This is a genomic window from Klebsiella planticola (assembly GCF_000783935.2).
GTDB lineage: Bacteria > Pseudomonadota > Gammaproteobacteria > Enterobacterales > Enterobacteriaceae > Klebsiella > Klebsiella planticola.
The window spans coordinates 3230808-3257470 of record NZ_CP026047.1; the positions used below are offsets into that span (position 1 = coordinate 3230808).

The window sequence follows — 26663 nt, forward strand, 5'->3', positions numbered from 1 at the left end:
ATCTTCCTTATCGGTTAAAGGGTTATGACGAGAATGAGGTCTGACGTTCTATCGCGTGTCGCCTGGCGACAATCGCAGCGGTGGTAAAACAGAATAGCGCGGACATCAGGCCGGCGCCTACCCAAAACAGCGACAGCGTACTGAAGTCGTACAGCGTTTTGCCATTTTCGATAATCGACGTTTTATCGATGATGATGCCGGTGAGAAACTCGCCGAGTCCCGCCCCCGCGTAGCTGGCGATACCGATGGTGCCGAGCGCTGCGCCCGCGGCTTTGCGCGACGAAATATCGACCGCAATCAGTCCGCCAAGGAAGCAGGTCAATGCGCCAATGGTGGCGCCGAAGATAATCATCGCCAGAATGTCGGTGTAGTAGCCGTGCGGCGACCAGAGCATCAGCGCAAAGCCGGCGGTGTTGAGCAGGCTGATAAACCCGGCCATCACGCTGCGGTTACGCGGGAAGAGGCGGTCGGAGAGCATGCCGGCGATAATGGTGCCGGCAATACCCGCGATGGCGTTAACCCCGATAATCCCGGAGGCTTCAAGGGTAGAGTAGGCTTTATCCTGCTCGAGAAAGAAGATCCCCCACGAGTTCACCGCGTAGCGGTCGATATACATAAACGCCGAGGCCATCGCCAGCGTCCACAGGGCCGGGTTGCGCAGCGCCAGCAGCTGATTTTTAAACACCGAGCCGCGGGCCTCCGCCTCTTCCTGTGGTTCGTCGCGAATCACGTTGATTGACGGGAAGCCGCAGCTTTGCGGTGAATCGCGCATAAACAGCAGCAACAGCGCCACCCCGACGGCGCCGAGCGCTGCCGTTGATAAATAGCCCATTTGCCAGCCAAAGGCCGCAATGACGGCGGCGATCACGATGTAGGTCAGCGCTTCGCCGATGTTGTGGGCGGTTGACCAGATACCATAAAAGGTGCCGCGCTCTTTATATCCGTACCAGCGTGCCAGCGATACCGCACAGGGACCGACCCCCATCGATTGCGCCCAGCCGTTGATTCCCCAGAAAACCGCCAGCAGCAGGGCATTGCTGGTCATCCCCATCATCAGATTCATCCCGGCGCTCAGCAGCAGGCCGAGACTCATATAGCGAACCACATTGGCATGATCGGCAACGAAGCCATTAACCAGTTTGCCGATGGCGTAGCTGAAAAACAGCGCCGAGCCGATCATTCCCAGCTCGGTAGGAGAAATACCCAGCTCGACGAGCGCGCTTTTGGCGACGGTAAATGACAGTCGGCAGACGTAAAAGGTCACGTAGGCGACGGTCATGGCTAAAAAAGTTTGCCAGCGCACGCGGCGAAAGCGTTGTTCATCGAACTGCACGCCTGCCTTGGGCGGAGAAGCGCGAAAAAATGCGATAATTCTTCCAGACATAATGGTATCTCCGAAGGTCGGAGGCCTGACTGATTAGTGTGGTTCGTCCGTGAGGTTTAACCCGTCATACTTCAAGTTGCAGATGCGTTGGCTGCGTTCGCTCATCCCAGTCACTTACCAGAGTAAGCTGCTGGGGATTAATGAGAGGCTCTTGCCTCTCACCGGAGGCCAGCCTTCGGCTGGTCAAATTCGTTCCCGACGAATTTGTCACGCACTTGCCGCCTTTCTGTAATTCGAATTATTTAGGGAATGTTGTCGTTGTGTAGAGTACATAATCAGATAAAGCCTGACCCGATACGGTTAAGGTAATGGGTGACAAAGCATGGTTTTTAATTGTGGATAGAGCCTCTTGCTGGCCAGCAGCAGCGGGTTGCCATGACGAATCCCATCCTCCGCCAGATAGTCATTGCTCAGGCCGCCGGCTTCGCGCATCAGCACCAGCCCCGGCAGCGCGTCCCATGGGTTCATATGCGGTTCGTAGTAACCGATGAGCCTGCCTGCCGCTGCCCAGGCACTCATCAGCGCCCCGGAGCCGTTGCGGATAAACATGCCGCCATCGCTCAGCAGCGCATCGAGAAAGGGCAGAAAGATCGCCGGCGTCACGCGGTGCGAGGTCCCGACGCCCATCACTCCCTCTTTGACCGTCGCCGCCGGATGCGGGGCGATGGGCGCATCGTTGAGCCATGCGCCCTGGCCTTTCAGGGCGTGGAACAGCTCGCGATGGTTGGGGTCGAACACCACGCCGATAACCGGTTCGCCGTCGGCGACGATGGCCATCGACAGGCACCAGGTGTGCAGGCCGTTAAGAAAACAGCTGGTGCCGTCGATAGGGTCGACAACCCACAGCACGCGGGCGTCAGGCATCTGTGTTCCGCTTTCCTCGCCGAGAAAACCATCCTGCGGAAAGGCGCTGATAATGCGCTGTTTAACAAACTCCTCGACCCGCTTATCGGCGACGCTAACCACGTCCTGCAGGTCGTCGCCTTTATGATCTACCGCCAGCCGGTCACGCTGCTGGTAGTATTCGAATGCCAGTTCAGCACCGGCTTGCGCCAGCTCGCAGGCCAGGCGATAGCGGGCCTGCAGCGCATCTGATTCCAGGGATTTCATGCTTATTCTCCTTTTTGCACACGTGTGCATTGTGCGTAAAAAAAACAGCCCCGAAGGGCGAAGTGAGTGTGGATGGATTAAAAAAATTATTCTGTGATCGTTCTGGCATAAAATGAATATTTCATTTTGTGCTCTGACGAACAATCAGTTTCACCGGCACTTCGCGATGACGTGACGGCAGGTTGAATTTAGCGATCCTCGTGACCAGCAAATCCACCGCATGGTGGGCGAGCAGGGCGGTATTCTGCTGCACGGTGGTCAGCTGGTAGGGCTGCCAGTCCGCCTGCGGGATATCATCAAAGCCGATAATGGCAGGTAGCGGAGCGGCAGGATTGTCGGCCCGCAGACCGTCCAGCGCGCCGAGTGCCAGCATATCGGTGGCGCAGAACAGCGCCTGCAGCTGCGGATGCGCGGCAAGCAGCTGCCTGGCGGCGCGAAAGCCCGCCTGATAGCCGCTGCTTTCGCAGAAGTGCGCGGCAACGTCTATGCCTTGCGTATGGGCAACGAACGCGTCGTAGCGCTGTCGGGTGCTGAAGTTATCCAGACTTTCACCGATAAACCCGGCCTGTCGCCACTGGCGCTGAACAAACAGGTCGGCCACCAGCTTCGCCCCCTGCGCGTTGTCGCTGCATACGCGATCGCAGCCGGCCAGATCGGCGTGGCGGTTGATCAGCGTCACCGGGATTTTTCGCTCCAGATACTCCTCCGCCAGCGACAGCGGCGGCGCTCCGGAGGTGATAATGACTCCTGCGACGTGATAGCTCAGCAGCTGCTTGAGCGACGGGGCGAGCTGCTGCGGATCGTCGGCGTTCATCAGCAGCGGCATAAACCCGTTGAGCGCCAGTTGGTGGACCAGCGGCGACAATAGCTTGCTGCGGAACGGGTTATCAAACCCGGCGGTGACGATGCCGATAAAGTTGCTGCTGCCGGTATTCATCGCGCGGGCGATGATATTGACCTGATAGCCCAGCGTTTCCGCCGCGGCGAGGACCTTCTGCCGGGTTTTTTCCGCCACCGATGCGCCGGGCGTAAAGGTGCGGGAAACCGCGGAACGGGAGACGCCGGCGAGTCGGGCAACATCCTCAGCCTTAATCCATTTTTTTTCGCTCATAGTGTCAGGGTACGGGTTGTTCTTAGTGAGCCCATGCCGACGCATGGAGCCCATGGCCGGCACAAAAAAGTAGTAAGAAGGTATCACATAAATCCCTGCGCGAGCAGCGGGTTGACGCGGGATGCGTACCGCGTCAACGTCACGCTTATACCGGGTAGTGAATCTGTTCCGCCTGGCGCTGCAAAATGATCTTGCCGTGACGAATGGAGGTCAGCACTTTGGCCTGGCGGCGCAGCGCATCATAGTCGTTTTGCGCATCAAGGATCAGCAGGTTTGCCGGGCGACCTTCGGCAATGCCGTAGTTGTCGCCGAGACACAGCGTGCGGGCGCTATTGTCGGTAATGAGATCGAGGCAGCGCTGCAAATCTTCATAGCCCAGCATATGGCAGATATGCAGGCCGGCGTCGAGAATGCGCATGATGTTGCCGTTGCCCAGCGGGTACCACGGATCCTGAATCGAGTCCTGAGCAAAACAGACGTTGATCCCGGCGCGGTCCAGCTCCGCCACCCGCGTCACGCCGCGGCGTTTCGGCCAACTGTCGAAGCGCCCCTGCAGGTGAATGCTTTCCGTCGGGCAGGAGATAAAGTTGATGCCGGAGGCCTTGAGCAGGCGGAACAGTTTCGAGCAGTAGGCGTTATCGTAGGAGCCCATCGCGCAGGTATGGCTGGCGGTGACCTGTGCGCCCATGCCGCGAACCCGGGCCTCTTCCGCCAGCACTTCAAGGAAGCGCGACTGCGGGTCGTCGGTTTCATCGCAGTGCACGTCCACCAGGCAGCCGTGGCGCTGGGCCAGGTCCATCAAAAAGCTCAGAGAGCTGACGCCCTTATCACGGGTGTTTTCGTAGTGCGGAATGCCGCCCACCACGTCGGCGCCCATTTCAATGGCGCGGGTCATCAGTTCGCGTCCGCCGGGGAAGGACTCAATGCCCTCCTGCGGAAAGGCGACGATCTGCAGGTCGATAAGATGGGCCGCCTCTTTTTTCACCCTCAGCATCGCTTCAAGCGCCGTCAGGGAGGGGTCGGTGACATCGATGTGGGTGCGCACATGCTGTACGCCGTTATCGCGCAGCATACCGATAGTTTTCAGCGCCCGCTGGCGCGTATCTTCAACGGTGACGCTCTCTTTACGCTGGCTCCAGCGGGCGATCCCCTCGAACAGCGTACCGCTCATATTCCACTCCGGCTCGCCCGCCGTCAGGGTGGCATCGAGGTGGATATGCGGCTCGACGAACGGCGGGATAACCAGCTTTTGCTGTGCGTCGATATCGCTGGCTGCAGCCGCCTGCGCGGCGGCCTGCGGGGTGATGCTGTTAATCAGACCGTCCTGTAACTCAAGGGTATAGAGCGCTTCTTGATGGCGCAGACGCGCGTTGATAATTTTCATGGTTGTTCCCGTAAATGGTTTTGCGACATACGCCAGATAGCCAGGGCGACCGAGGCGTTGAGATGAAATTGCGGATGGCTGACCGGATTGCGAGTCAGCTTTTCAATACGTTGAATACGCTGATGCAGCGTGTTGCGATGAATGCCCAGCCGCTCGGCGGCCCTGACCACGTTACCGCTCTCCTGCAGCAGCGTTTCCAGCGTCTCCAGCAACAGCCATGGGCTTTTGCGATCGGGTTCGATCAGGCAGCCGAGGGTGTCGTGCATAAAATCGCTCAGCAGGGTGGGATCGCTGACGGCGGAGAGCAGCTTGATAAAGCCCAGCTGCTGGTAGTCGCTGATGCGCTGGGCTGGACGCAGGCTATCGCTGAGGTCCAGCGCCTGACGCGCCTGCGACAGCGCGCGCGGATATCCCTGCAGCTGCTGCACCGGCGCCGAAAGACCGCACAGCAGCGATAGCCCGTCGTCGCCTTCCGCCAGCGCATGCAGCCACGCCTGGAGCCACTTTTTCTGCTGATAAAACTCGCCTTCTTCATCCGGGAGCAGGAAGAGAAACATATTGCTGCGTTCGACCAGCGGAAAGGGGTTGCCCTGCTGATTGAGCTGCTGCTGCAGGCGCTGGCGCACGGTGCGGCGGGCCTGCTGGAGCCAGGCTTCGGCCTGCTCCGGCGGAAGCTGGCGAAACAGGCGCTGGATTCCTTCAAGGCGCAGCGCCGCCACCCGCAGCGGGCGGGTAAAATCCAGCTGCTGGTGGAGCGCGCGTTGATGCAGGATTTGCAGGTCGGGATAGTCGCCGGTTAACAGCTGTAGCAGAATATCGCGCTGCGATTGCAGGGCATTCTCGCTGCGCACCAGCGCGGTACCGATGCGTTCGGTCACAATCACCATCTTCAGTAGATAGGGCTGTTCGATCAGCGGAATACCCAGCTCGTCGGCCAGCGCGATCAGGCGCGGCGGGATCGCCTGAATATATTGGTCACCGGTGAGGATCACCATCCCGGCGATCCCGCGCTGCTTACCTTCCATCAGCAAATGGATCAGGTTGTCTTCATCGCGGGGATGGTTGATCCCGGTGATAAACACCAGTTCCCCGCCCATGATCCATTCGGCGATGTTTTCATTTTCCGCTACGTAGTACCAGCGCACCGCCAGCTGTAGTCCCTGTTGACCCGCGCGCAGGCGCAGGGCGGAGAGTCCCTCGAGGGCGAGGATTTCGCTGACCGTCAGGCTCATGACTACTGCTCCGCGACCGAATCAGCGGTGGGCTGACGTTTGCTCAGACGTGTCAGCGCGATATAGACCAGCGCAGAAACGGTAATGCCAACCAGCGGGGCGATCCACGGCGACAGGTAAGCCACCACCGCACCCACGGCGTAGGCGCTAAGCCCCAGCCAGTTAAAGCGTGGTAAGCGGGCGGTGTGCAGCAGCGGATAGCGGCCGCCGCGATAAAACCAGTAGTCGGCGAGGATAACGCCGCCGATGGGCGGAATAATGCTGCCCAGCAGCACCAGGAAAGGGATCAGCATTTCATACATCCCGCCAATGGCCAGCAGAATACCGACGCCGGCGGCGACCACGGTCAGAGTGCGGCGGCGCTCGCTCCGCAGCAGATGGCAGGCGGCCGCCGAGACGTTATAAATCGTCGGCCCCTGAATGGTCAGCAGGTTGAGACACAGCATCACCACCGCGGCGACCGACAGCCCCTGCAAAATCAGCACTTCCACAATATCGGCCTGCTGGTAGACGATGGCGCACCAGGCGCCGGCCACAATCATCAGCCCGTTACCGATAAGGAAACTGCTCATGCTGGCGACGATAGCGGTGCGGCTGGAGTTGGCCAGCCGCGTCCAGTTGGTCGCCTGGGTCGCGCCGCTGGCGAAGGTGCCGAAGACCATAGTGATCGCCGCCGACCAGGTCATGGTCTCGCCCGGTTCGATTTTGGTCATTGCCTGCCAGCCGCCGGCGTGGTGGGCGGCAAGGTACATCGAGACCACCAGCAGAATGAACATCAGCGGCACCGATACGCGTGACAGCGCGTCCAGCCCTTTGTAGCCCACCAGCGCGGTGACGCAGAACAGGATACCGAACAGGATCATCAGCGGGATAGTCATGGCGGCGGGCAGAGCGAGGATTTTGACCAGCGAGATGGCGACCGTCGCAGTACCCCAGGCGTACCAGCCCAGTTCGGCGAAGCCGAGAATAAAATCGGCGAGCTTGCTGCCGATTTCACCGAAACAAAAACGTCCCATCAGAACGGTATTCAGCCCGCTGCGTGCGGCAATCCAGCCGAGGGAGGCGGCATACAGAGCCAGCAGAAAGTTACCGATCGCCGCAATCCACAGGAGATTGACGATGGAAAAAGAGACGCCTAGTTTGCCACCGGCGAACATCGTGCCGGTAAAAAAGGTAAAGCTGAACAAAACCATGGAGATCGAAAACAGGCCCTTACGCCCGGAGGCGGGCGCTTCGACGAGCGGAAAATCATTGCTGTTTGACATTGTGGAACCTCTGAGTGGCTATCCGAATGGCGATGGCAGAGAGGTAGCAAGAGATATGCCAACAAAATCAAGGCAGGGGTGACACAATGTAATGGGCAGTATGCACATAAAAAGCCGTTTATCAGCCGATGGTTGCCAGAAGAGTGTGCACGGTGCAAAGTTTTGCCCCGCGATGGGGCAGCGGCTGACAGATTACGCAGGCAGGCGCTGAGATTTAGCGATTGTGTCCGCATTTCTGTCGGGTGGCGGCTGGCGCCTTACCCGACCTACGGGGCGGATTGGGGGCCGGAATTGCTCTGACGGGGTCCGGGGTTGATGCTGTTCGCGATTTTGTCGGGTGGCGGCTGGCGCCTTACCCGACCTACGGGGCGGATTGGGGGCCGGAATTGCTCTGACGGGGTCCGGGGTTGAGGCTGTTCGCGATTTTGTCGGGTGGCGGCTGGCGCCTTACCCGACCTACGGGGGAGGATTGGGAGCCGGAATTGCTCTGACGGGTTGCGGGGTTGATGCTGTTCGCGATTTCTGTCGGGTGGCGGCTGGCGCCTTACCCGACCTACGGGGCGGATTGGGGGCCGGAATTGCTCTGACGGGGTCCGGGGTTGATGCCATGGGTGATTTCTGTCGGGTGGCGGCTGGCGCCTTACCCGACCTACGGGGCGGATTGGGGGCTGGAATTGCTCTGACGGGTTGCGGGGTTGAGGCTATTCGCGATTTTGTCGGGTGGCGGCTGGCGCCTTACCCGACCTACGGGGCGGATTGGGGCCGGAATTGCTCTGACGGGTTGCGGGCTTGATATGAAGGGCGGATCTCGTAGGCCCGGTAAGGCGTCAGCCGCCACCGGGCAATGCCCGAGACGTGCACTTTATCAACAATCAGACAGGGACTGGCGGCGCGGGGTTGCCATGCCTGCAATCCCGCAAATCACGATCTTGTCGGGCATAATCGTCTCTACGCATTTTGCGCCCGGTTTCTGCAGGCGCATCGCACTTCTTTCCTACAGAACGATCCCCCGTCTTTTTGAACCCGGATAGTCGGTAATAGGGGCTTCATGAAAACCTCCGGTTATATCATTGTTAAAAACAGTAATTTCATATGCATTTCTGATATAACCATTATCAATGTAAGCCTTTCCTGAAATATTGTTCACTTAAGCTAGCGGTGTTAGTATCGGGTAAATAGCCATTTAGACGGCTAAAGAACCTTTGACCAGGCTATTTTATGGGCCATTTTGGACCCGGGTAGTGCTCACACAAACGCGTAGAGTTTTGAACGCCTTTGATGGCGGCCCGAAGGGTGAGCGTAGCGAATACTCCTCACGTACTTCCTGTACAGTCCGGGTGTTCCGCGCTGTCCGTGTCCAGACTGCCTGCAACAATAGCGCCTGCCCGTAAAGGTTCTCAAATTAACATCGCTAAACTAAGGAACTGCTATGTGGCAAGAAAGACTCGCGCAACTGGTCACCACCTGTCATTGGATCGGCGCGAAAGGCTGGGCGCCGGCAACCGGCGGCAATATGTCGGTGCGTCAGGATGAGACCTGGTGCTGGCTTAGCGAGTCGGGACGCGATAAAGGCAGCCTGACGACGGAAGATTTCCTGCAGGTCGAGATCGCCAGCAATAAAGCGCCTTCCGGGCGTAAACCTTCTGCTGAAACCGGTCTGCATACCCTGGTGTATCGTCTGTTCCCGGAAGCGAACGTCGTGCTGCACGTCCATACCGTCAACGCCACCGTACTGTCGCGGATTGAAAAAAGCGCCACCCTGGCGCTGCAGGGCTATGAGATGCAGAAAACCCTGACCGGCCAGCACAGCCATCTCGATACCGTACCGGTGGCGATTTTCGATAACGACCAGGATATCGACGCCCTGGCGGCGCGCATTGAAGATTATGCGCAGACCAACCCGCTGCGCTACGGCTTCCTGCTGCGCGGCCACGGCCTGACCTGCTGGGGCAAAGATATTAACGAGGCCCGCCGTCAGCTGGAAGGTCTGGAGTTTCTGTTCGAGTGCGAGCTGATGCGCCGCCGCTACGAGCGCGACTAAATTTCACTCCACTAACGGGTCAGGCATGGATTTTTATCTCGGAATCGATATCGGCACCTCGCGCGTTAAGGCGGTGCTGTTTGATGAGCACTTTCAGGCTCGAGCCAGCGCGGCGGAGAGTACCGGCCCGCGCCTGTCGGCGAACGGTCATGCCGAGCAGGATATGGCGCAGCTGTGGCAGTCGGTGATGGCCATTTTGCAACAAATTGCCCGACAGCCGGAGCTGAAGACCGGACGTCTGCGGGCGATCGGCCTTGCCGGGCAGGGCGAAGGCGTCTGGCTGAGCGATGCCGAGGGCGAACCGGTTGGCCCGGGGATCCTGTGGAGCGATACCCGCAGCCGCGAGCTGATGAGCGAGCTATTACGCCGTCCGGGCTTCGACCGGCGCTTTTTCTCTGACACCGGCACTCACCTGCAACCGTGCAATACCAGCATGCAGCTGAGCTGGCTCCGGCACTATCAACCGGAGCGGCTGGCGCAGGCTCATTATCTGTTTTTCGCCAAAGACTGGGTGCGTTTTCGCTTAACCGGGGTGGCGGCGCTGGATTTTACCGACGCCAGTACCTCGCTGCTCAATCAGCACAGCGGCGAGCTGTCGGAGGTGGTGCTTAACGAAATGGGGCTGGCCGATCTTCAGCACCTGTTCCCGCCGCGGCTGGCCCCCGATGCGCCGGCCGGCACGCTGCGCGATGAGGTCGCCGCCCTCACCGGACTCCCCGCCGCCACGCCGGTGGCCGCCGGGGCGCTCGACGTGTGCAGCGCCGCGCTGGGCTGCGGAGCGGTCAACGATGGCGATATCTACACCATTCTCGGTACCACCTGCTGTACCGGGATTGTCTGCCACGGTCGCCAGGCGGTGAATGAGGGGACACGCTATGTCACCCACACCGAGTCGGGGAGCTTTATCAATCTCTTCCCGATGCAGGCCGGCACGCCGAATATTGACTGGCTGCAACAGCATATTTCCCTGACGCCGGACCTCCAGTTGCTGGAGCAGTCTATCGCCGATGTCGAACCGGGCAGCGGCGGCGTCTTCTGGCAACCCTATCTCAACGGCGAACGCGCGCCGTTTTTCAGCCCCGATGCGCGGGCCGGGTATTTTGGCATCAGCCAGCACACGACCCGCGCGGAGCTGCAGCGGGCGGTGTTTGAAGGACTGGCTTACGCCATCGTCGACTCGCTTCAGGGCTACCCGCAGGGCGGCGAACTGTACCTGACCGGCGGCGGCGCGGCCTCGGCGACCTGGCTACAAATTATTGCCGACTGTAGCGGGCGCACGGTGGTTTCCAGCACCTTTAATGAACTCAGCGCTCGCGGGGCGGCGATTCTGGCGGCCCGTAGCGTCGGCGCGCTGGCGCACTATCCAACGCTGGAGCAGACCCGCTATCAGCCCGATCCGCAGGCCCACGCCCGCTACGCTGCCCTGTACCCGGTTTACCGGCTGCTACGCGAGCAGATGCTGCCCGTCTGGCAGGCCCGACAGGATGCCCTCCACCGTCTTTCTCAGGAACAACATTCATGAAAATCGTTTTTACCGCCGAACATTCCGGCGATCTCACAGCCTTTCAGCAACTCGGCGAGCTGCTGGTGGCAGGCTGGGCGCTGGGCAAACCGAAACTGAGCGCGGGCCAGCTGATTGAGCTGGCGCATGATGCCGATGTTCTGGTCACCAGCTATGACGATGTGACGCAAGAGGTGATCGCCGCCTGCCCGCGACTGCAGGTCATCGCCTGCACCCGCGCCAATCCGGTGAACATTGACACCAAAGCCGCTCAGGCCCGCGGTATCCGCGTGCTCTATACGCCGGGGCGCAATGCGGACGCTGCGGCGGAGCTGACCATCGGGCTGATGCTGAGCCTGGCGCGGCATATTCCGCAGTCCCATGCGGCGCTGAAACGCGGTGAATTTACCCGTGCTGAGAACGCCACTCAGGCTACTCAGAGCGGACTGCGCCGCGATGTGGTGTGGGACGTGAGCCCGGAGAGTCCCTATGAAGTGTTTAAAGGCAGCGAGCTGCGCAACAAAACCCTGGGGCTGATTGGCTATGGCAATATCGGTCGCCGCGTGGCGCGTATTGCGCGGGCGTTTGGCATGGCGGTGCTGGTGGTGGATCCGTTTGTCGCCGCCGAAGATATCAACGAACCGGGTCTACAGAAAACGACGCTTGAGGGACTGTTCCGCGAGGCGGATATCGTCAGCCTGCATTTGAGCAGCGGCCCGCACAGCGATGGTCTGGTGAGCGCGGCGTTGTTGAATAGCATGAAGCCCGGCGCGCTGTTGATTAACACCTCGCGGGCCGCGGTAGTGGATGAAGAGGCGTTGATTCACGCGCTGCGTCATGGCCCGCTCGGCGGCGCGGCGCTGGATGTCTATCACCGCGAACCGCTGTGGCGCGACCATCCGTTTATCACCGAGTTTGATAACGTGATCATCACGCCGCATATTGCCGGCGCGACGCGGGAGAGCATCGCTAAGCATACGGCGATGATTGCCGCCGACCTCCAGCGCTATGTCGCTGGCGAGCCGCTACTCTATCAGTGGCGCTAAGCCGCTCTTGCCGCCGCGCGATGCGGCGGCGAAGCTTTTTATCCGCGCCGGTTTGCCGCCATAAAGTCCTGCGTATGCTGCCAGTCCACCACGCCGGCATCCGATCCCATCCCGGTCGCCACCAGCGCGGCGACGGCGGAAGCCACCTCGCACGCCTCTTTGATGCTTAACCCGCGGGCCAGCGCGGCAATAAAGCCGCCGCAGTAGCTGTCGCCGCAACCGGTGGTATCCACGGCATTGACCCGATACGCCGCGATATGTTCGATGCCACCGTCGCCGGTCAGCAGCCACGAGCCGTTTTCGCCATCCTTCAGAATGCAGGTCCCGACGCCCAGTTCGAAGAAGAAGCGGGCGATGTCGGCGGGGTCGGTGCGCCCGCTGAGGTAGCTTGCCTCTTCCAGCGAAGGCATAAAGTAGTCAACCGACGGCAGCAACGGGCGCAGCAGTTCCAGCGTGTTCTCATTCGGGGCGATCAAATCAAAACTGGTGACAACACCCCGGGCCTTCGCCGCCCGCAGCAGAAGGGCGCTTTGACCGCGATCCATCGCCGCCAGCAGGCCGCTGCCGCCGTGGTGCAGGAAGCGGCAGTCGAGAATCGCGTCAAACTCTTCTTCGCTGACGAAAAGGGCATCGGAAGCGCCCCGGCAGTGCAGCGCCGGGCGCTCGCCGTTGGGACGGATCGGCAGGATCGTCGCCGACGTTTCCTGCTGCGCCGTGCGCTGGATCAGCGAGCAGTCGATCCCCAGCCGCGCATAGCTGGCAAGGATAAAATCGGCTTTTTCATCTTCGCCAAGGCAGGCGACCGCGGCGGTACGAATGCCCAGCTTTGCGGCGTTAATATTGGCTCCGGCGGCGGTACCGGCGGGGTTAAGGCGAATTTGTTCGATAAAGGCCACCCCGCCGCGCGGCGGGATGTCAATCACCGGGCGACCGGCGATATCAAGAATAGTCAGGCCGACAAAGACGGCGTCAAAGGCTGCCATAGGTGCTCCACTTAACGATGGGTTTGGCGCAGACGCGCCTGCCAGAAGGAGAGGGCCAGCGCTACCACCAGAATCACGCCAACCAGCGCATCTTTCACCAGGTAGTTGAGTCCCATCAGGTTCAGGCCGTTATCAATAATGGCGAGGAACAGCACGCCGCCGAGAGTGCCGGCGATGCTGACCCGACCCAGTCGGTTAAAGGCGGTGCCGATAAATACCGCGGCGATAGCGTCCATCAAATAGGCCTGACCGGCCAGCGGGGTAAACTGGCGCAGGTTGGCGGAAAGAATAACGCCGCCGACGGCGCACAGCGCGGAGGCCGCCACCAGAACCCACAGCAGAGTCCGGCGATCGCGGATCCCGGCGATTCGCGCCGCTTCACCGTTCTGGCCGATGGCGCGGATATATTTGCCAAACAGCGTGCGTTCGGTAATCAGCCAGGCCGCCAGCCACAGCGCGAGGACAATCACCACCGGCGTTGGAATGCCGGCGATATTGCCGACCGCCAGGTCATGATATTCAGGCGCCATTCTGCGGTAGGAGATAGAGCCGCCGCCGTCGGTATAGATGCGCTCGGCGCTGCTGGCGATAAACCAGGTGCCGAGGGTGGCGAGGAACGGACGAATCTGGCAGATAAGGATCAGGAAGGCATTCAGCAGGCCAATCATCACTCCGCCAAGCAGGGCGCAGCCCACCGCCGCCTGCCACGGCAGGTGCCAGGTTTTTAAGGCGACCAGCGCAAAGGCGGCGCCGAAATCGAGCGCTACGCCTACCGACAGGTCGATGGCGCCGGCGCTGACGATTAAGGTCATCGCCATCGCCACAATCAGCAGAATGGCGCTGCCCTGGAGTAGATTCGCCCAGTTATCGAGGGTCAGAAAGACCGGGTTGGCCCAGCCGAACAGGGCGACCGCCAGCAGGGTGATAATGCCGAATCCGGCCCGCGACAGCCATGCCAGCGGGCTGCTGCCCGACCGGTTGGCTGAGGATTTGAGCGTCAGCTGACTCATCAGCGGCCTCCTTGATGCCTGACCGCCGAGGCCGCCAGAACGATGAGGATCAGGCCGCCCTTGATGGCGCCCATCCAGAAGATATTCACCCCCAGCAGGCCAAGGCCGTTAGAGAGCGCGTTGACCAGCACCGCGCCGAGCAGCGCGCCCCAGATGGTGACCACGCGGCGCCGCGAGAACGCCGCGCCGATAAAGGTGGCGAGGACGGTTTCCAGCAGCAGCGGCGTCGCCGTGCCGCTGGAGCTACCGGAGCCCTGGCTGAGCAGCGGCAAAATCGCCAGCCCGGCGGCGATCCCGGCCAGTAGCCAGACCATAATCGTCAGACGACGGACGTTGAGACCGCTCATCTGCGCCATATCGCGGTTACCGCCTACCGCCTGTAAATGCTGGCCGAAGCGGGAGTGATGGAGCAAGAACTGAAACAGCACGAATACCGCCAGCAGGTAGATCAGCGGCCAGGGAACCCCGAGCACCGCATTGTCGCGAAAAGCGACCATTAGCGGGTCGTTGACCGCGATGCGCCGCTGGCCGGTCAGCAGATCCGTCAGGCCGGTAAAGGCGACGGAGGTAGACAGCGTCGCCAGCAGCGGCGGCAAGCCGGCGGCGAGCACCAGTATCGCGTTCACCGCTCCGCAGGCGAGAGATACCGCGATCAGCAGCAGTAACAGCAGCAGATACGGGGTGTTCCATTCGACCATACCGAGGCTCAGCAGGGCGACGCCGAGCACGGCGATAGCGGGAAGCGAGAGGTCGATACCGCCGGAGACCACGTCATCGCCGCCAACGGCAATCACGCACACCAGGCCGAAACAGAGAATCGCCAGCGGCACGCTCTGCACCAGCATCATGCTGATATTCTGCCAGCTTAAAAAGAAAGGCGACTGGAGGCTGAGCCAGACCAGCAGCGCAAAAAAGAGAATCAGCGGGAATTTTTCGATAAGCGTCGTTATGCCCGGAAGCGGGCGGCGCTGGATACCTGCACTCATACCTGTTGTTCCTGTCCACCGTTAATCGTCGCCAGCAGCGCGTCGAGCGTCAGCCCCCGGGTCGGGAGATTGGCCACCAGCTCGCCGCGCCACATCACCAGGATGCGGTCGCAAAGGCCCAGTAGCTCAGGCGCATCGCTGGAGGAGACCAGTACCGCGCGTCCGCGATCCGCCAGCTCGCGGGTGCGCTGATAAATATCGCTGCGGGCGCCGATATCGACCCCGAGAGTGGGTTCATCGAGAATAAAGAGCCGTGCGTCGGTACCCAGCCAGCGGGCCAGAATGGCTTTTTGCTGATTGCCGCCGCTCATAAAACGCACCGGCAGTTCCGGACGACCCGGGCGGATAGAGAGTTGGTCTATCCAGCTGCGCGCTTTTTCCAGCGCCCGACCGCGATGCTCCCAGCCGAGGGTGGCGGTCTCCGGCAGGGAGGCGAGATTAATATTGTCGGCGGTGGAGAAGGGAAGAATCAGCCCCTGATGGCGGCGGTCGCGCGGCACCAGCGCCATCCCGGCGCGGGTGGCCTGATACGGCGTACGCAGCCGCTTCGGCTGGCCGTCGATGCTAATCGTGCCGCTGCGGGCGCGGCGTAGCCCGTAAAGCAGATCGACCAGCACGTCGCGGCCGGCGCCCAGCAGACCGGCGACGCCGACGATCTCTCCCGGCTGAATATCAAAGGTCATCGCGTTTAATTGCGCGCCGTCGCTGAGCTGGCGCACCGACAGGACCGGTACGGCGGCATCGACCTGATGAGCGCTACTCTGGCGCGGAGTATAGAGCTGTTCGATATCGCGCCCGACCATCATTTTAATCAGCGCGTCGGTGTTTTGCAGGAGCTCCCGGTCGGGATAGCCGACGACTTCGCCGTTACGCAGTACCGTGCCGCGATCGCACAGGGCGGCGATTTCATTGAGATAGTGAGAAATATAGAGAATCGCGATCCCCTGCTGCCGCAGGCGCAGAATCGCTGAGGAGACCAGGCTGGCTTCCTGCGCTTCCAGCGGCGCGGTAGGCTCATCGAATACCACCAGCTTTGCCGCGCCGTCGATCAGCGCGCGGGCTATTTGCACCAGCTTGCGTTCAGCGAGGCTGAGGTCGCGGATCAGGCGGCGGGGATTGATGTCCAGCTGCCAGCTGTCGCGGAAAAACGCTTCGGTGGCGGCATTCATTCGCCGCCGGTCCAGCGCCCCCCAGCGGGTACGGTACTCCTGGCCGAGGAACACCGATTCCGCCACCGTAAAGTGGGGGATCAGGTTGAGCTCCTGGTGAATGACGCGAATGCCCAGCGCTTCAATCGCCGCCGGATGACCAAGCGGCAGCGGCGCGCCGTCCAGGGTGGCGTTGCCGCTATCGGCCTGGTAGACGCCGGCGAGGATTTTGATCAGCGTCGATTTTCCGGCGCCATTCTCGCCGATCAGACCGTGAATTTCGCCGGGATTCAGAAGCAGCGTGACCGCATTTAATGCAGTCACGTTGGCAAAGCTTTTGCTGATCTGGTTCATCGCCAGACCAGCGGCGGGGTTAGCCCCGCCGGAGGATTGAGTGATCACTGCAGTTCGCCATATCCCAGCTGTTTGTAGACTGCTTTCGCCTCCTGCGGCCCTTTAACCGGGACCACCGGAATAAAGGTCTGCAGCGGCAGTTTCTCTTTGGCGAAGTAGCGCGCGACGTTGTCGGCGGAGGTCTGGCCAATCAGATGCGGCTGCTGAGCCACGTTGGCGACGAACGGGCTATTCGGTTCGGCCATGATCTCCAGCGTTTCCGGACCGGCATCGATAGCGGTAACCTTCACGTCTTTATCGCGACCGGTCTCTTCCAGCGCCTGGACAATGCCGATAGCCGGCTGATCCCAGCAGGCGACATGGATGGCATCGAGTTTGCCTTTAGGATACTGGCTGAGTAATTCGAGGGTTTTCTTACGCGCGTCTTCCGGGGAATTGGCAAACTGTTCGGCCAGCTCCGGCTGGATAATATGAATATCCGGATAATCCTTAAGGACATATTTCCACTGATCGTAGCGAATGCCACAAATACGCAAGGAGCTGGAGAACGCATTGAATACGGCAACGTTGCCTTTACCGCCTAATTCATCCGCCATATAGCGGCCAATGGTCGAGCCCAGGGTGTAGTTGTCGGAAGTGGTGTTATTGACCGAATATTTTGACACATGGTCAACGGTAAATACCGGAATGCCGGCATCGTGCAGGGCTTTAAATTTAGGTTCGACAGCGCTGTCGCCGAGAATACTAATTACCGCATCGACTTTACGTGACAGTAAAATATCATGGTTGTTGGCATGGACCTGATTATCACGGCCGCCGTCGACGCCAATGACCTTGCCACCGAGTTTCTCCACCTCCTCCGTTGCGCCTTTGTAGGCTTCACGATCCCAGAAGTGCTGAGTGCCAACCACGGCGACGCCGATGGTTTTCCCTTGAAGCGACAGGGCTTCGGCGGCTGATGCGCTAATGGAGACGAGCGAGAGCAGACCCAGTGCGGCGGGTAATAATTTTTTTCTCTGCGACATTCTTATTATGATCCTGTGATGAAGGTGGCTGCGGAGTCGTAGCATGACAATAACGAGCACGCAACCTCAAATACGAAATATGTCTAAGTTATTCCAACAATGTTATATCGCAGGATTAGCCGAGGAAAACGTAATTTTATCATTAGTAAGCTGAAAATATTTCATGATGCATAATTTAATCCGCTTTTATATTGTGGATATTAAAACTGATGCGTTATTTTTAGTGCAAATAATCATTGCTGCTTAATTATTATGGTTTAGTTGACGGGAAATCTGGTAAATAACCCGGAGGACCGCGAAGTGTGAGGGGTTAATTGCTATATATGCAGCATATTATATGGCGGATGGCGTTTTATCTTGCTGAGGATCGCGCTCTATTATAGCGCTCTTTAGCGGGTGAGAAGAAAACAGGCACTATGAGAAAACAGCATAATCTGACCGTGATGCACTGGGGAACCTGGCAGGTTCAGGCCCGCGATGGCCATATCGCTGCGGTCACGCCGGTCCCCTGGGATAAGTCTCCTTCACGTATCGGTCAATCACTCCCCGATGCGGTCACCGGCAATGCGCGCATTCGCCGTCCGGCGGTGCGAGAAGGCTATCTGAAAAATGGCCCGGCTTCCCGCGAGGGGCGGGGCACAGAGCCTTTCGTGGAGGTGAGCTGGGAGGTCGCGCTTGACCTGCTGGCCCGCGAGCTGACTTCGCTGAAGACGCGCTGCGGCAACGAGGCGATTTTTGGTGGCTCTTACGGCTGGGCCAGCGCCGGACGTTTTCACCATGCCCAGAGCCAGCTGCATCGTTTCCTGAAAACCTTCGGCGGCTACACCGCCAGCACCAATACCTACAGCAGCGCCGCCGGGGAGCGCATTTTGCCGCATGTGCTCGGGCCGCTCAGTCCGCTGCATCGCCAGCATACTCACTTCTCTGAGCTGGCGCGCGAGTGCCAGCTGTTTGTCGCCATCGGCGGTTTACCGCTGCGTAATGCGCAGGTCAACGGCGGCGGCGCCAATGACCATATGCTGAAGCACTGGCTGGATAAAATGCAGGAAGGGGGAACGCGCTTTGTCAACATCAGCCCGGTGCGTAACGATCTCAGCGCCGTGGAGAGCGCGCAGTGGCTGGCGATTCGTCCGGGCACTGATACGGCCCTGCTGCTGGCGCTGTGCCACGTGCTGATAGTGGAATCTTTGTACGATGCGCAATTTGTCGCCAGCCATACGGTAGGCTTTGAACCGTATCGCGCTTATCTGCTCGGCGAGAGCGACGGGATAGCGAAAACGCCGCGCTGGGCGGCGGCGATTACCGGTATTGCTGAACAAGACATTGTCTCTCTGGCGCGGATGATGGCCAGCCAGCGTACGATGGTGAATATCTCGTGGTCCATTCAACGCGCGCGCCAAGGGGAACAGGCCTACTGGGCCACGGTAGCGCTGACCGCGCTGCTGGGGCAAATCGGTACGCCGGGCGGCGGGTTGGGCTTCGGTTACGCCTGCACCAACCTGGCGGGAGCCTCGCGTAAAGCGTTCTCCGGCCCGCGCTTACCGGCCGGAGAAAATGCGGTCAGCAGCGTGATCCCGGTGGCGCGACTGGCGGATATGCTGCTGCATCCCGGCGAGGAGTACGAGTTTGACGGCCAGCGTCTGCGCTATCCCGATATCCGCCTGGTGTACTGGGCGGGGGGGAACGCGTTCCATCACCATCAGGATCTCAACCAGCTGTGTGAAGCGTGGCGGCGGCCGGAAACGGTGGTGGTCCACGAGCAGTACTGGACCGCGCAGGCTAAATTCTCCGATATCGTGTTGCCGGTAACCACCTCGCTGGAGCGTGAAGATATCGGCAGCGGTGGTCACGACGGCTTTATGATAGCCATGAGCGCCCAGATCCCGCCGGTGGGTGAGGCGCGCGATGATTACGCGATTTTCTGCGATCTCGCGGCGCGGCTGGGCATTGGCGAGCAGTTTAGTGAAGGGCGGGACGCCGGCCAGTGGCTGCGGCAGATTTATGAAGCCTCCCGGCCGCGGGCGCAGGAAGAGGGGATTGAGCTGCCTTCGTTCGATGAGTTCTGGCAGCAGGGCGTGCTGGAATATCGTGCCCCGGAAAAACCGCAGGTCTTTCTGGCGGAGTTCCGCGCCGATCCGCAGCGCTATCCGCTATCCACTCCCTCCGGCAAAATTGAACTCTACTCGGCAACGATTGCCGCTTTTGGCTATCGCGAATGCCCAGGCCACCCGTGGTGGGATACGGAAGAGGCGGCCCGGCAGCAGGCGGAGGCCGGGCGCTGGCCGCTGCATCTGCTCTCCAGCCAGCCGCGCACCCGTCTGCACAGCCAGTACGATCACGGCAGCGTCAGCCGGGCGACGAAAATTCAGGGCCGCGAGCCGCTGTGGATGCATCCGCAGGATGCGCAGGCGCGGGGCATTGTCGAAGGCAGCGTGGTGAAGGTGTATAACGCCCGCGGGGCGATTCTCGCCGGGGTGCATCTTAGCGAGCAGATCCTCAAGGGGGTGGTGCAGATGTCAACGGGAGCCTGGTACGACCCGCTGGATCCGAAGGTCAAAGGTTCGCTGGACAAGCATGGCAATCCGAACGTATTGACCGAAGATCGCGGCAGTTCGCGCCTGGGTCAGGGCTGTAGCGCCCAGACCTGCCGGGTGGAGATCGAACCATGGCGTGAATCGTTACCGCCGATTACCGCCTTCGATCCGCCGAGGTTTATTAGGGGTTAGGGAGTGGGTGTTGCCCGGCGGCGCTTCGCTTGCACGGGCCTACGGGAAGCTGCGGACGTTGTCGGTCAGGTCAGGCGTAACCGTCAGCTGGGACAGGGCTGTAGCGCCCAGACCTGCCGGGTGGAGATCGAACCATGGCGCGAATCGTTACCGCCGATTACCGCCTTCGATCCGCCGGGGTTTATTAGGGGTTAGGGAGTGGGTGTTGCCCGGCGGCGCTTCGCTTGCACGGGCCTACGGGAAGCGGTGGACGTTGTCGGTCGGGTCAGGCGTAACCGTCAGCTGGGACAGGGTTGTAGCGCCCAGACCTGCCGGGTGGAGATCGAACCATGGCGCGAATCGTTACCGCCGATTACCGCCTTCGATCCGCCGGGGTTTATTAGGGGTTAGGGAGTGGGTGTTGCCCGGCGGCGCTTCGCTTGCACGGGCCTACGGGAAGCTGGGGACGTTGTCGGTCGGGTCAGGCGTAACCGTCAGCTGGGACAGGGCCGGTTTATCGCCCGCCCAGGCTGCGGAGCAAACCCGGCTGCGGGTCTACGGGAAGCGGTGGACGTTGTCGGTCGGGTCAGGCGTAGCCGTCAGCTGGGACAGGGCCGGTTTATCGCCCGCCCAGGCTGCGGAGCAAACCCAGCTGCGCGGGCCTATGGAAAGCTGGGGACGTTGTAGGCCGGGTCAGGCGTAACCGCCAGCTGGGACAGGGCCGGTTTATCGCCCGCCCAGGCTGCGGAGCAAACCCGGCTGCGCGGGCCTACGGGAAGCGGTGGACGTTGTCGGTCGGGTCAGGCGTAGCCGTCAGCTGGGACAGGGCCGGTTTATCGCCCGCCCAGGCTGCGGAGCAAACCCGGCTGCGCGGGCCTACGGAAAGCTGGGGACGTTGTAGGCCGGGTCAGGCGTAGCCGCCACCCGGCATTATTGCATTGCGGCGTTATGCCAGCCGCGGGTAGGCGTCGGCGATATCGTCGCCGGTAAATTTCGCTACCCAGCCTTCCGGGTTGTCGAAAATGCGGATAGCGGTGAAGTTGGGTTCCGAGCCCATATCAAACCAGTGCGGCGTGTCGGCCGGTACCGAAATCAAATCGTTCTTCTCGCACAGTACCTGAAACACCTCGTTGCCGATATGCAGGCAGAACAGCCCGGCGCCTTCAACAAAAAAGCGGACCTCGTCTTCACCGTGGGTGTGTTCGTTGAGAAACTTCGCGCGTAGCGCCTCTTTCTGCGGATTATCGGCGCGCAGGCTGATCACGTCCCAGCTCTGGTAGCCTTTTTCAGCGACCAGTTTGTCAATGGCGTGCTGATAGGCCTCAATCACCGTTTCCGGCGTCGGGGAAACACCCAGATCGCGGTCGGCCTGCCAGCGTTCGAAGCGCACGCCTTTGGCGTTGAGCTGCTGCTGGATTTCATCGCCGTCGGTGCTTTGCCAGAGAGGGGTACCGGCGTCTTTTTCTGAATAAATCGTTAATGCGCTCATGCTGGGATCTGCTCCGGATGAATGTCGTCAAAACGCTGAACTTGCGGGTGATGGCTGGCAGGATCGCGGTCGCCGCGCACCAGCTGGATCGTACGAAAACCGGCGGCTTCTGCCGCATCCAGCTCCTGATGAATATCGGAGAGGAACAGAATCGTTGCCGGATGATGCCCCAGCTGTTCGGCAATATTGCGATAGGACTGCGTTTCTCGCTTGGCTCCCGTCAAGGTATCGAAATAGCCACTGAACAGATGAGTAATATCACCTTCGTCGCTGTAGCCAAATAACAATTTCTGCGCCGCGATGGAGCCAGAGGAATATATATATAAATCAATTCCCTGGGACTTCCATTTTTCCAGCGCGGGCAGAACGTCCGGATAGAGATGGCCGGTAAAGTCGCCATTAACATAGCCTTCGCGCCAGATAATACCCTGCAGCGCCTTGAGCGCCGTTGACTTGCGGTCTTCGTCCATAAAGGCCAGCAGGGTATCAATCAGTTCGGCGGTGCTGGCGGCGGGGTTACCGATTTCCGCTCGCAGATTATCAAGGATAGTCTTCACCGGATCGGCGTACTGTTGCGCGGTGACAAAGGCCGCGAGCCGCTCGCGGGCGTACGGAAACAGAACGTTGTGGACAAAAGAAATGTCGCTGGTGGTGCCTTCAATATCGGTCACGATAGCGCGGATCATGGTTTCTCCAGAGTGGGCGGTGCGCCGTGATGGGCTGCTTCAGGCGAGAACCGGCATAACATTATCATTTAGACGTCTAAGCGTCTTGATTGCCAAATATTAACATCGTGTTATAGTGGCTTCAACAACAGCATTACAATCGGTAATTATAAAATGAGTAATAAGCCACTGATTCCTGAAAGTAAACTTCCTTCTCTTGGCACCACCATATTTACACAAATGAGCGCGCTGGCGCAGGAACACCGGGCGATCAATCTGTCGCAGGGGTTCCCGGATTTTGACGGGCCGCGCTACCTGCAGGAGCGCCTGGCGTATCATGTCGCTCAGGGGGCTAACCAGTACGCGCCGATGACCGGTGTCCCGGCATTACGTGAAGCGATCGCCGATAAAACCGCCGAACTGTACGGCCATCGCCCGGATGCAAACAGCGATATTACCGTCACGGCGGGGGCGACCGAAGCGCTCTACGCGGCGATCACCGCGCTGGTACGCGCCGGCGACGAGGTCATCTGTTTTGACCCCAGCTACGACAGCTACGCGCCGGCCGTAGAGTTATCCGGCGGCGTATTGAAACGTATCGCTCTGCAGCCGCCGCATTTTCGCGTTGACTGGCAAGAATTTGCCGCAGCGCTTAGCGAGCGCACCCGGCTGGTGATTCTCAATACGCCACATAACCCGTCGGCGACGGTCTGGCAGCGCGAGGATTTTGCCGCGCTGTGGCAGGCGATTGCCGATCGCGAAATTTATGTGATCAGCGATGAGGTCTATGAGCATATCTGCTTTGCGCCGCACGGGCATGCCAGCGTACTGGCACACCCTCAGCTGCGCGAGCGGGCGGTGGCGGTCTCTTCATTTGGCAAAACCTTCCACATGACCGGCTGGAAAGTGGGGTACTGCGTGGCGCCGGCGGCAATAAGCGCCGAGCTGCGCAAGGTTCATCAGTATCTGACCTTCGCGGTGAATACGCCCGCCCAGCTGGCTATCGCCGACATGCTGCGCCATGAGCCGGAGCACTATCGCCAGCTGCCGGAATTCTACCGCGAGCGGCGAGATCTGTTTGTCGATGCCCTGCGCAGTAGCCGTCTGGAGATTCTGCCCTGCGAGGGCACCTACTTCCTGCTGGCTGACTACAGCGCGATTTCCGATCTCGACGATGTGAGCTTCTGCCGTTGGCTGACAACCGAGGTGGGCGTCGCGGCGATCCCGCTGTCGGTGTTCTGCGCCGATCCGTTCCCGCACAAACTCATACGCCTGTGCTTTGCAAAACAGCCGGCAACTTTGCTGGCCGCAGCGGAACGTCTCTGCCAGCTATAGCTATTTTACGGTCCACGCCTGAGAAAATTGCCGGTCGCCAAACAGTTCGGCAAGACCATTAATTTGTTTCAGGCGTAACACTTCGTCAGCATCCATACCCAGCTCTTGACTGATTTTAGCGTCAGACCAGCCAAGATTCGCCAGTTCATGGACGATACTCGACATGGCCGGGATCTGATGGCGGCCCCGCGCGCGGTTATGGCGAATAGTGGCGGCCATCAGCGTATCGCGAGTGGCTGAATGGTTTTCCAGGCAGGTGACCGGGAGATAGCCGTTCAACTGCTGTTTTAACGGCGCTTTGTTGCTGGCCAGCTCGTGACGATGGAATCCGTCAACGATGGTGTAGCGTGCCTCATCTTGTCTGAGCACCACGATGGGTTGCGTAAAACCGTCCGTTTCCAGCGAAGTGAGCAGCAGACGTTTTTCCGGCGGGGCGAGGTTGTTGGGGTTGTAATCATTTGGCGCAACGCTTTCCTGTTTTACCCACAGCACACAGTCAACGGGATGCGATTTGAACGGACTGTAATCGTGCAAAAGCTGGCGAAAAGCATTCAGCGCCTCAATGCGTTCTGCCTGCGAAAGCGTGCTCAGATAGCGCTCAAGATCCTGCATTATTTGTTGTTGCATAGGATTCCCCACTGCTGGCGTTTTTGACTCATTCGTTCGCGGTAGCGCCGGTAATGGCTGGATTTGGTTGGACTGAAAGAGAGCATGCGGCACCAGTAATCGTTATTCAGTAGCACCTTGCAGATACGTCGCCAGGACGGAATATCCTTCGCGCCGGTATCGGCCTTCTGGAGGTCAGGTATATCCTCCATCCCCTGCTTTTGATACCAGCGCAGATAGACGGCAATTTTATTCCGGTAATGTTCGGCCGTTTTTTCCGGCATGCTGTCGAGTAAAAACAGGGCGTAGCTCTTCCAGCTATGATGTCCGGGCTTCTCCAGCTTGCGATGCCCGTAGAACTGGTTATCCTGGCCGGCGTAGATGCCGCCGCCGCACGCGCCGCTCACCCGCTGACACATGGCGGCCCAGCGCTCAGGTTCCAGTACGTGATAAAGCCAAAGCCCCTGGCGTTGTTCCGGACCGAAAGGTTCACAGATACGCATGTAGCGCAGCGGCACGCCGGCCTGATACATCAGATTATAGAGCGGGTTACAGGCGAGTCCGCTTTTGGCAAACCAGGTCCAGATATCAGCGGTTTTCCAGTCATAAATAGGGTAGGCGTACCACGCGTGGCCCCCCGGCGCTGCGGTGGTCCAGGGCTTGTCATCGGCAAAGCGCTGTTTGCGGCGCGACGAGATGGTGATGAATCGGTTAAGGGATTCATCCGCGCGGATGCCGACTAAGACCGCCGCGGGACGGTTAGCGGAAAACCAGTCGGCGAATTCGCGAACAAAGTTTTCGAAGCTCATCCCCGGGGTGTAAAAAGAAAAATAGCCGGGGTCGGTAATGGCATGTGGAGGAGGCTGGCGTACCCATGGGGTGCCTGGTTCCCAGCATTGCCATTCCGGAGCGAACTGGCTGAGTGAGTTCTGCGTGGTTAGCGGCAGAGCAACCCAAAAAAATCGTTCGATGACATCCTGATACGTTTCCCGCAGCGCTTCACAATGGGTAATGGTGCAGGAAAACTGCGCTTCCCAGTCGATAAACAGCACGCTAATTTTGCGGCCCGTACGTCGCGCGTGAAGCGCGGTCAGATGTAACATCAGGGTGGAATCCTTGCCCCCGGAAAAAGAGACACAGATACGTGGGAAATTATCCATCACCCATTCAATGCGTTTCTGCGCGGCCTGCAGAACGGACTCGGGTAACGGAAGTTTTATTAATGTCACGGTCTCTGTTCCTTAACTGCAGTTGACGATCTGATTGCATATCATGCTACGACAGAAAGCCATCATCGTCATTCTTTATGCTGTGCATTTGTGTGGTGTATTGGTTTTTATTAAACCATTCAAGTTATGAATTATTTATCTGAGGTTGCGGCTGGATTATCTTGTCGATCAGCGAGGAGAATATGGGCGTATTTATCTGCGTCTGGTGATAAATCATGTAGATCATAATAGATGGCGCCGGAACGGGCAGCGGTATTAATTTCAGATTGAAAAGCGGGTGGTTAAATAGAGCTTTAGGGACAAAGCCGATAAGGTCGGTCTGGTTAATCATATTGACAATCGCTATCAGAGAATCGCTGCGAAAGGCAATCATTCGCTCCGGCAAACTTTTTTTCATGTGCGCATGAAAGTTCTTTATGCCGACCTCACTGGAAAGATAAGCGGCGAAACTTTCCCGCATGATGGCCTGCCGATCGTTGAGTTCATCGGCCCGCGGATGGTGTTGGCCACAGACCAGTACCATCTCAGCCTCCCGGAAGGGCTGACAGAGTGTCTCCGCGCTTTTACAGGGGGACAAACTGAGTATCAGGTCCGCCTTGCGCTGTGAGAGTAGACTCTCCACCGACCCGCTGGTGAGCTGCAGGTCATGGTGTTCCACCTGCATATTGCCGCTCTGGTAGAGGGCGTGGATGAATTGTGACGCATCGGGGGTAATAAATAACTGTGGGCTATAAATGACAAAACGTTTTTTAAAGTTGGCCGGGTTGGCCATAGAAATTGTTTTCTCAAGCTGGCTTAAGTTTTTTTCGAGGAGATAATGCAAGTTGACGCTCGTTTTGGTGGGCGTAATTCCTTTCCCCGAACGAATAAACAGAGGATCGTTAAGCTGAGTGCGCAGGCGTTGCAGTGACTGGCTGACGGCGGAGGGGGTAATAAACAATGTTTCCGCCGCCCGACTGATGCTCAGATGTTGATAGATGCATTCAAAAATAACCAGCAAGTTAAGATCGAATTTTTTCAGGCCGTAAAGATTCGCCATGGCTAATGTCCGGAT

The 26663-nt window shown here is 59.4% G+C and carries 21 protein-coding genes and 2 pseudogenes; 7 read left to right on the forward strand and 16 right to left on the reverse strand.

Going from position 1 to position 26663, the window contains the following annotated elements; genetic code table 11:
* Positions 1-22 precede the first annotated feature (22 nt).
* From MC50_RS15560 to codB, 6 genes are all read right to left on the reverse strand, one after another.
* Entirely contained in the window at positions 23-1384 is a 1362-nt protein-coding gene (locus tag MC50_RS15560; protein ID WP_032688929.1) for an MFS transporter, read from the reverse strand.
* A 300-nt stretch (positions 1385-1684) separates the two neighbouring features.
* Positions 1685-2494, reverse strand: a complete 810-nt coding sequence (locus MC50_RS15570) for an inositol monophosphatase family protein (RefSeq protein WP_046852957.1) — start codon at positions 2492-2494, stop codon at positions 1685-1687.
* A 121-nt stretch (positions 2495-2615) separates the two neighbouring features.
* Positions 2616-3605: a LacI family DNA-binding transcriptional regulator gene (locus MC50_RS15575; RefSeq protein ID WP_032688925.1), complete on the reverse strand. Its 990-nt coding sequence runs from the start codon at positions 3603-3605 to the stop codon at positions 2616-2618.
* A 145-nt stretch (positions 3606-3750) separates the two neighbouring features.
* A complete protein-coding gene (gene codA / locus MC50_RS15580; RefSeq protein WP_032688924.1) occupies positions 3751-4989 on the reverse strand; it encodes a cytosine deaminase in 1239 nt (412 codons plus the stop codon).
* Positions 4986-6221 carry a PucR family transcriptional regulator gene (locus MC50_RS15585; RefSeq protein ID WP_032700588.1) on the reverse strand — a complete coding sequence of 412 codons (1236 nt, stop codon included), beginning with the start codon at positions 6219-6221 and terminating at the stop codon, positions 4986-4988. The genes codA and MC50_RS15585 overlap by 4 nt, the downstream gene beginning before the upstream one ends.
* A gap of 2 nt (positions 6222-6223) precedes the next feature.
* Positions 6224-7486, reverse strand: a complete 1263-nt coding sequence (gene codB, locus MC50_RS15590) for a cytosine permease (protein WP_032688920.1) — start codon at positions 7484-7486, stop codon at positions 6224-6226.
* Positions 7487-8915: 1429 nt separating this feature from the next.
* Between codB and MC50_RS15600 the strand changes: the two genes are divergently transcribed.
* The 3 genes from MC50_RS15600 to MC50_RS15610 are packed head-to-tail and all read left to right on the forward strand — an operon-like array spanning position 8916 to position 12074.
* Positions 8916-9527, forward strand: a complete 612-nt coding sequence (locus tag MC50_RS15600) for a methylthioribulose 1-phosphate dehydratase (RefSeq protein WP_032688919.1) — start codon at positions 8916-8918, stop codon at positions 9525-9527.
* A 25-nt stretch (positions 9528-9552) separates the two neighbouring features.
* Positions 9553-11049 carry an FGGY-family carbohydrate kinase gene (locus tag MC50_RS15605; RefSeq protein WP_032688917.1) on the forward strand — a complete coding sequence of 499 codons (1497 nt, stop codon included), beginning with the start codon at positions 9553-9555 and terminating at the stop codon, positions 11047-11049.
* Positions 11046-12074: a 2-hydroxyacid dehydrogenase gene (locus MC50_RS15610; protein WP_046852955.1), complete on the forward strand. Its 1029-nt coding sequence runs from the start codon at positions 11046-11048 to the stop codon at positions 12072-12074. The genes MC50_RS15605 and MC50_RS15610 overlap by 4 nt, the downstream gene beginning before the upstream one ends.
* Positions 12075-12112: 38 nt before the next feature.
* On the opposite strand, the gene MC50_RS15615 is transcribed toward MC50_RS15610, so the two are convergent.
* From MC50_RS15615 to MC50_RS15635, 5 genes are read right to left on the reverse strand one after another with little or no spacing between them, the layout of a single operon-like run.
* The gene (locus tag MC50_RS15615; RefSeq protein WP_032696417.1) at positions 12113-13057 is read right to left on the reverse strand and encodes a carbohydrate kinase family protein; all 945 of its coding nucleotides are present in this window, start codon (positions 13055-13057) and stop codon (positions 12113-12115) included.
* 11 nt (positions 13058-13068) lie between these two features.
* Positions 13069-14067 carry an ABC transporter permease gene (locus tag MC50_RS15620; RefSeq protein WP_047664363.1) on the reverse strand — a complete coding sequence of 333 codons (999 nt, stop codon included), beginning with the start codon at positions 14065-14067 and terminating at the stop codon, positions 13069-13071.
* Positions 14067-15053 (reverse strand): ABC transporter permease, encoded by a 987-nt coding sequence (locus tag MC50_RS15625; RefSeq protein ID WP_004859449.1) that lies wholly within the window; start codon positions 15051-15053, stop codon positions 14067-14069. The genes MC50_RS15620 and MC50_RS15625 overlap by 1 nt, the downstream gene beginning before the upstream one ends.
* Positions 15050-16555 carry a sugar ABC transporter ATP-binding protein gene (locus MC50_RS15630; RefSeq protein ID WP_163923324.1) on the reverse strand — a complete coding sequence of 502 codons (1506 nt, stop codon included), beginning with the start codon at positions 16553-16555 and terminating at the stop codon, positions 15050-15052. The genes MC50_RS15625 and MC50_RS15630 overlap by 4 nt, the downstream gene beginning before the upstream one ends.
* 44 nt (positions 16556-16599) lie before the next feature.
* Positions 16600-17580, reverse strand: coding sequence for a sugar ABC transporter substrate-binding protein (locus MC50_RS15635; RefSeq protein ID WP_047664364.1), 981 nt, complete (start codon positions 17578-17580; stop codon positions 16600-16602).
* Positions 17581-17996: 416 nt separating this feature from the next.
* Here MC50_RS15635 and MC50_RS15640 point away from each other — a divergent pair, with 416 nt between their 5' ends.
* The 3 genes and pseudogenes from MC50_RS15640 to MC50_RS29250 form a co-directional block, all read left to right on the forward strand.
* A complete protein-coding gene (locus tag MC50_RS15640; RefSeq protein WP_047664366.1) occupies positions 17997-20306 on the forward strand; it encodes a molybdopterin-dependent oxidoreductase in 2310 nt (769 codons plus the stop codon).
* An 81-nt stretch (positions 20307-20387) separates the two neighbouring features.
* Positions 20388-20501: pseudogene (locus tag MC50_RS29245) on the forward strand (hypothetical protein); the annotation flags it as partial.
* 81 nt (positions 20502-20582) lie between these two features.
* Positions 20583-20696: pseudogene (locus tag MC50_RS29250) on the forward strand (hypothetical protein); the annotation flags it as partial.
* Between the two features lie 535 nt (positions 20697-21231).
* On the opposite strand, the gene MC50_RS15645 reads toward MC50_RS29250, so the two are convergent.
* Positions 21232-21774, reverse strand: coding sequence for a 1,2-dihydroxy-3-keto-5-methylthiopentene dioxygenase (locus tag MC50_RS15645; protein WP_032688906.1), 543 nt, complete (start codon positions 21772-21774; stop codon positions 21232-21234).
* Positions 21771-22460, reverse strand: a complete 690-nt coding sequence (gene mtnC, locus MC50_RS15650) for an acireductone synthase (RefSeq protein WP_032688905.1) — start codon at positions 22458-22460, stop codon at positions 21771-21773. Before mtnC ends, MC50_RS15645 begins: the two co-directional genes overlap by 4 nt.
* Before the next feature lie 168 nt (positions 22461-22628).
* Here mtnC and MC50_RS15655 point away from each other — a divergent pair, with 168 nt between their 5' ends.
* The gene (locus MC50_RS15655; RefSeq protein ID WP_164673318.1) at positions 22629-23774 is read left to right on the forward strand and encodes a pyridoxal phosphate-dependent aminotransferase; all 1146 of its coding nucleotides are present in this window, start codon (positions 22629-22631) and stop codon (positions 23772-23774) included.
* Here the strand turns inward: MC50_RS15655 and MC50_RS15660 are convergent, their stop codons facing one another.
* From MC50_RS15660 to citR, 3 genes are all read right to left on the reverse strand, one after another.
* On the reverse strand, positions 23775-24401 hold the full coding sequence (locus MC50_RS15660) for an IbrB-like domain-containing protein (protein WP_032696410.1): 627 nt from the start codon (positions 24399-24401) through the stop codon (positions 23775-23777). It abuts the gene before it with no gap.
* Positions 24386-25609 carry a phosphoadenosine phosphosulfate reductase gene (locus tag MC50_RS15665; protein WP_032696409.1) on the reverse strand — a complete coding sequence of 408 codons (1224 nt, stop codon included), beginning with the start codon at positions 25607-25609 and terminating at the stop codon, positions 24386-24388. Before MC50_RS15665 ends, MC50_RS15660 begins: the two co-directional genes overlap by 16 nt.
* Before the next feature lie 124 nt (positions 25610-25733).
* Positions 25734-26648, reverse strand: a complete 915-nt coding sequence (gene citR, locus MC50_RS15670; RefSeq protein ID WP_032700580.1) for a DNA-binding transcriptional repressor CitR — start codon at positions 26646-26648, stop codon at positions 25734-25736.
* Positions 26649-26663: the final 15 nt, after the last annotated feature.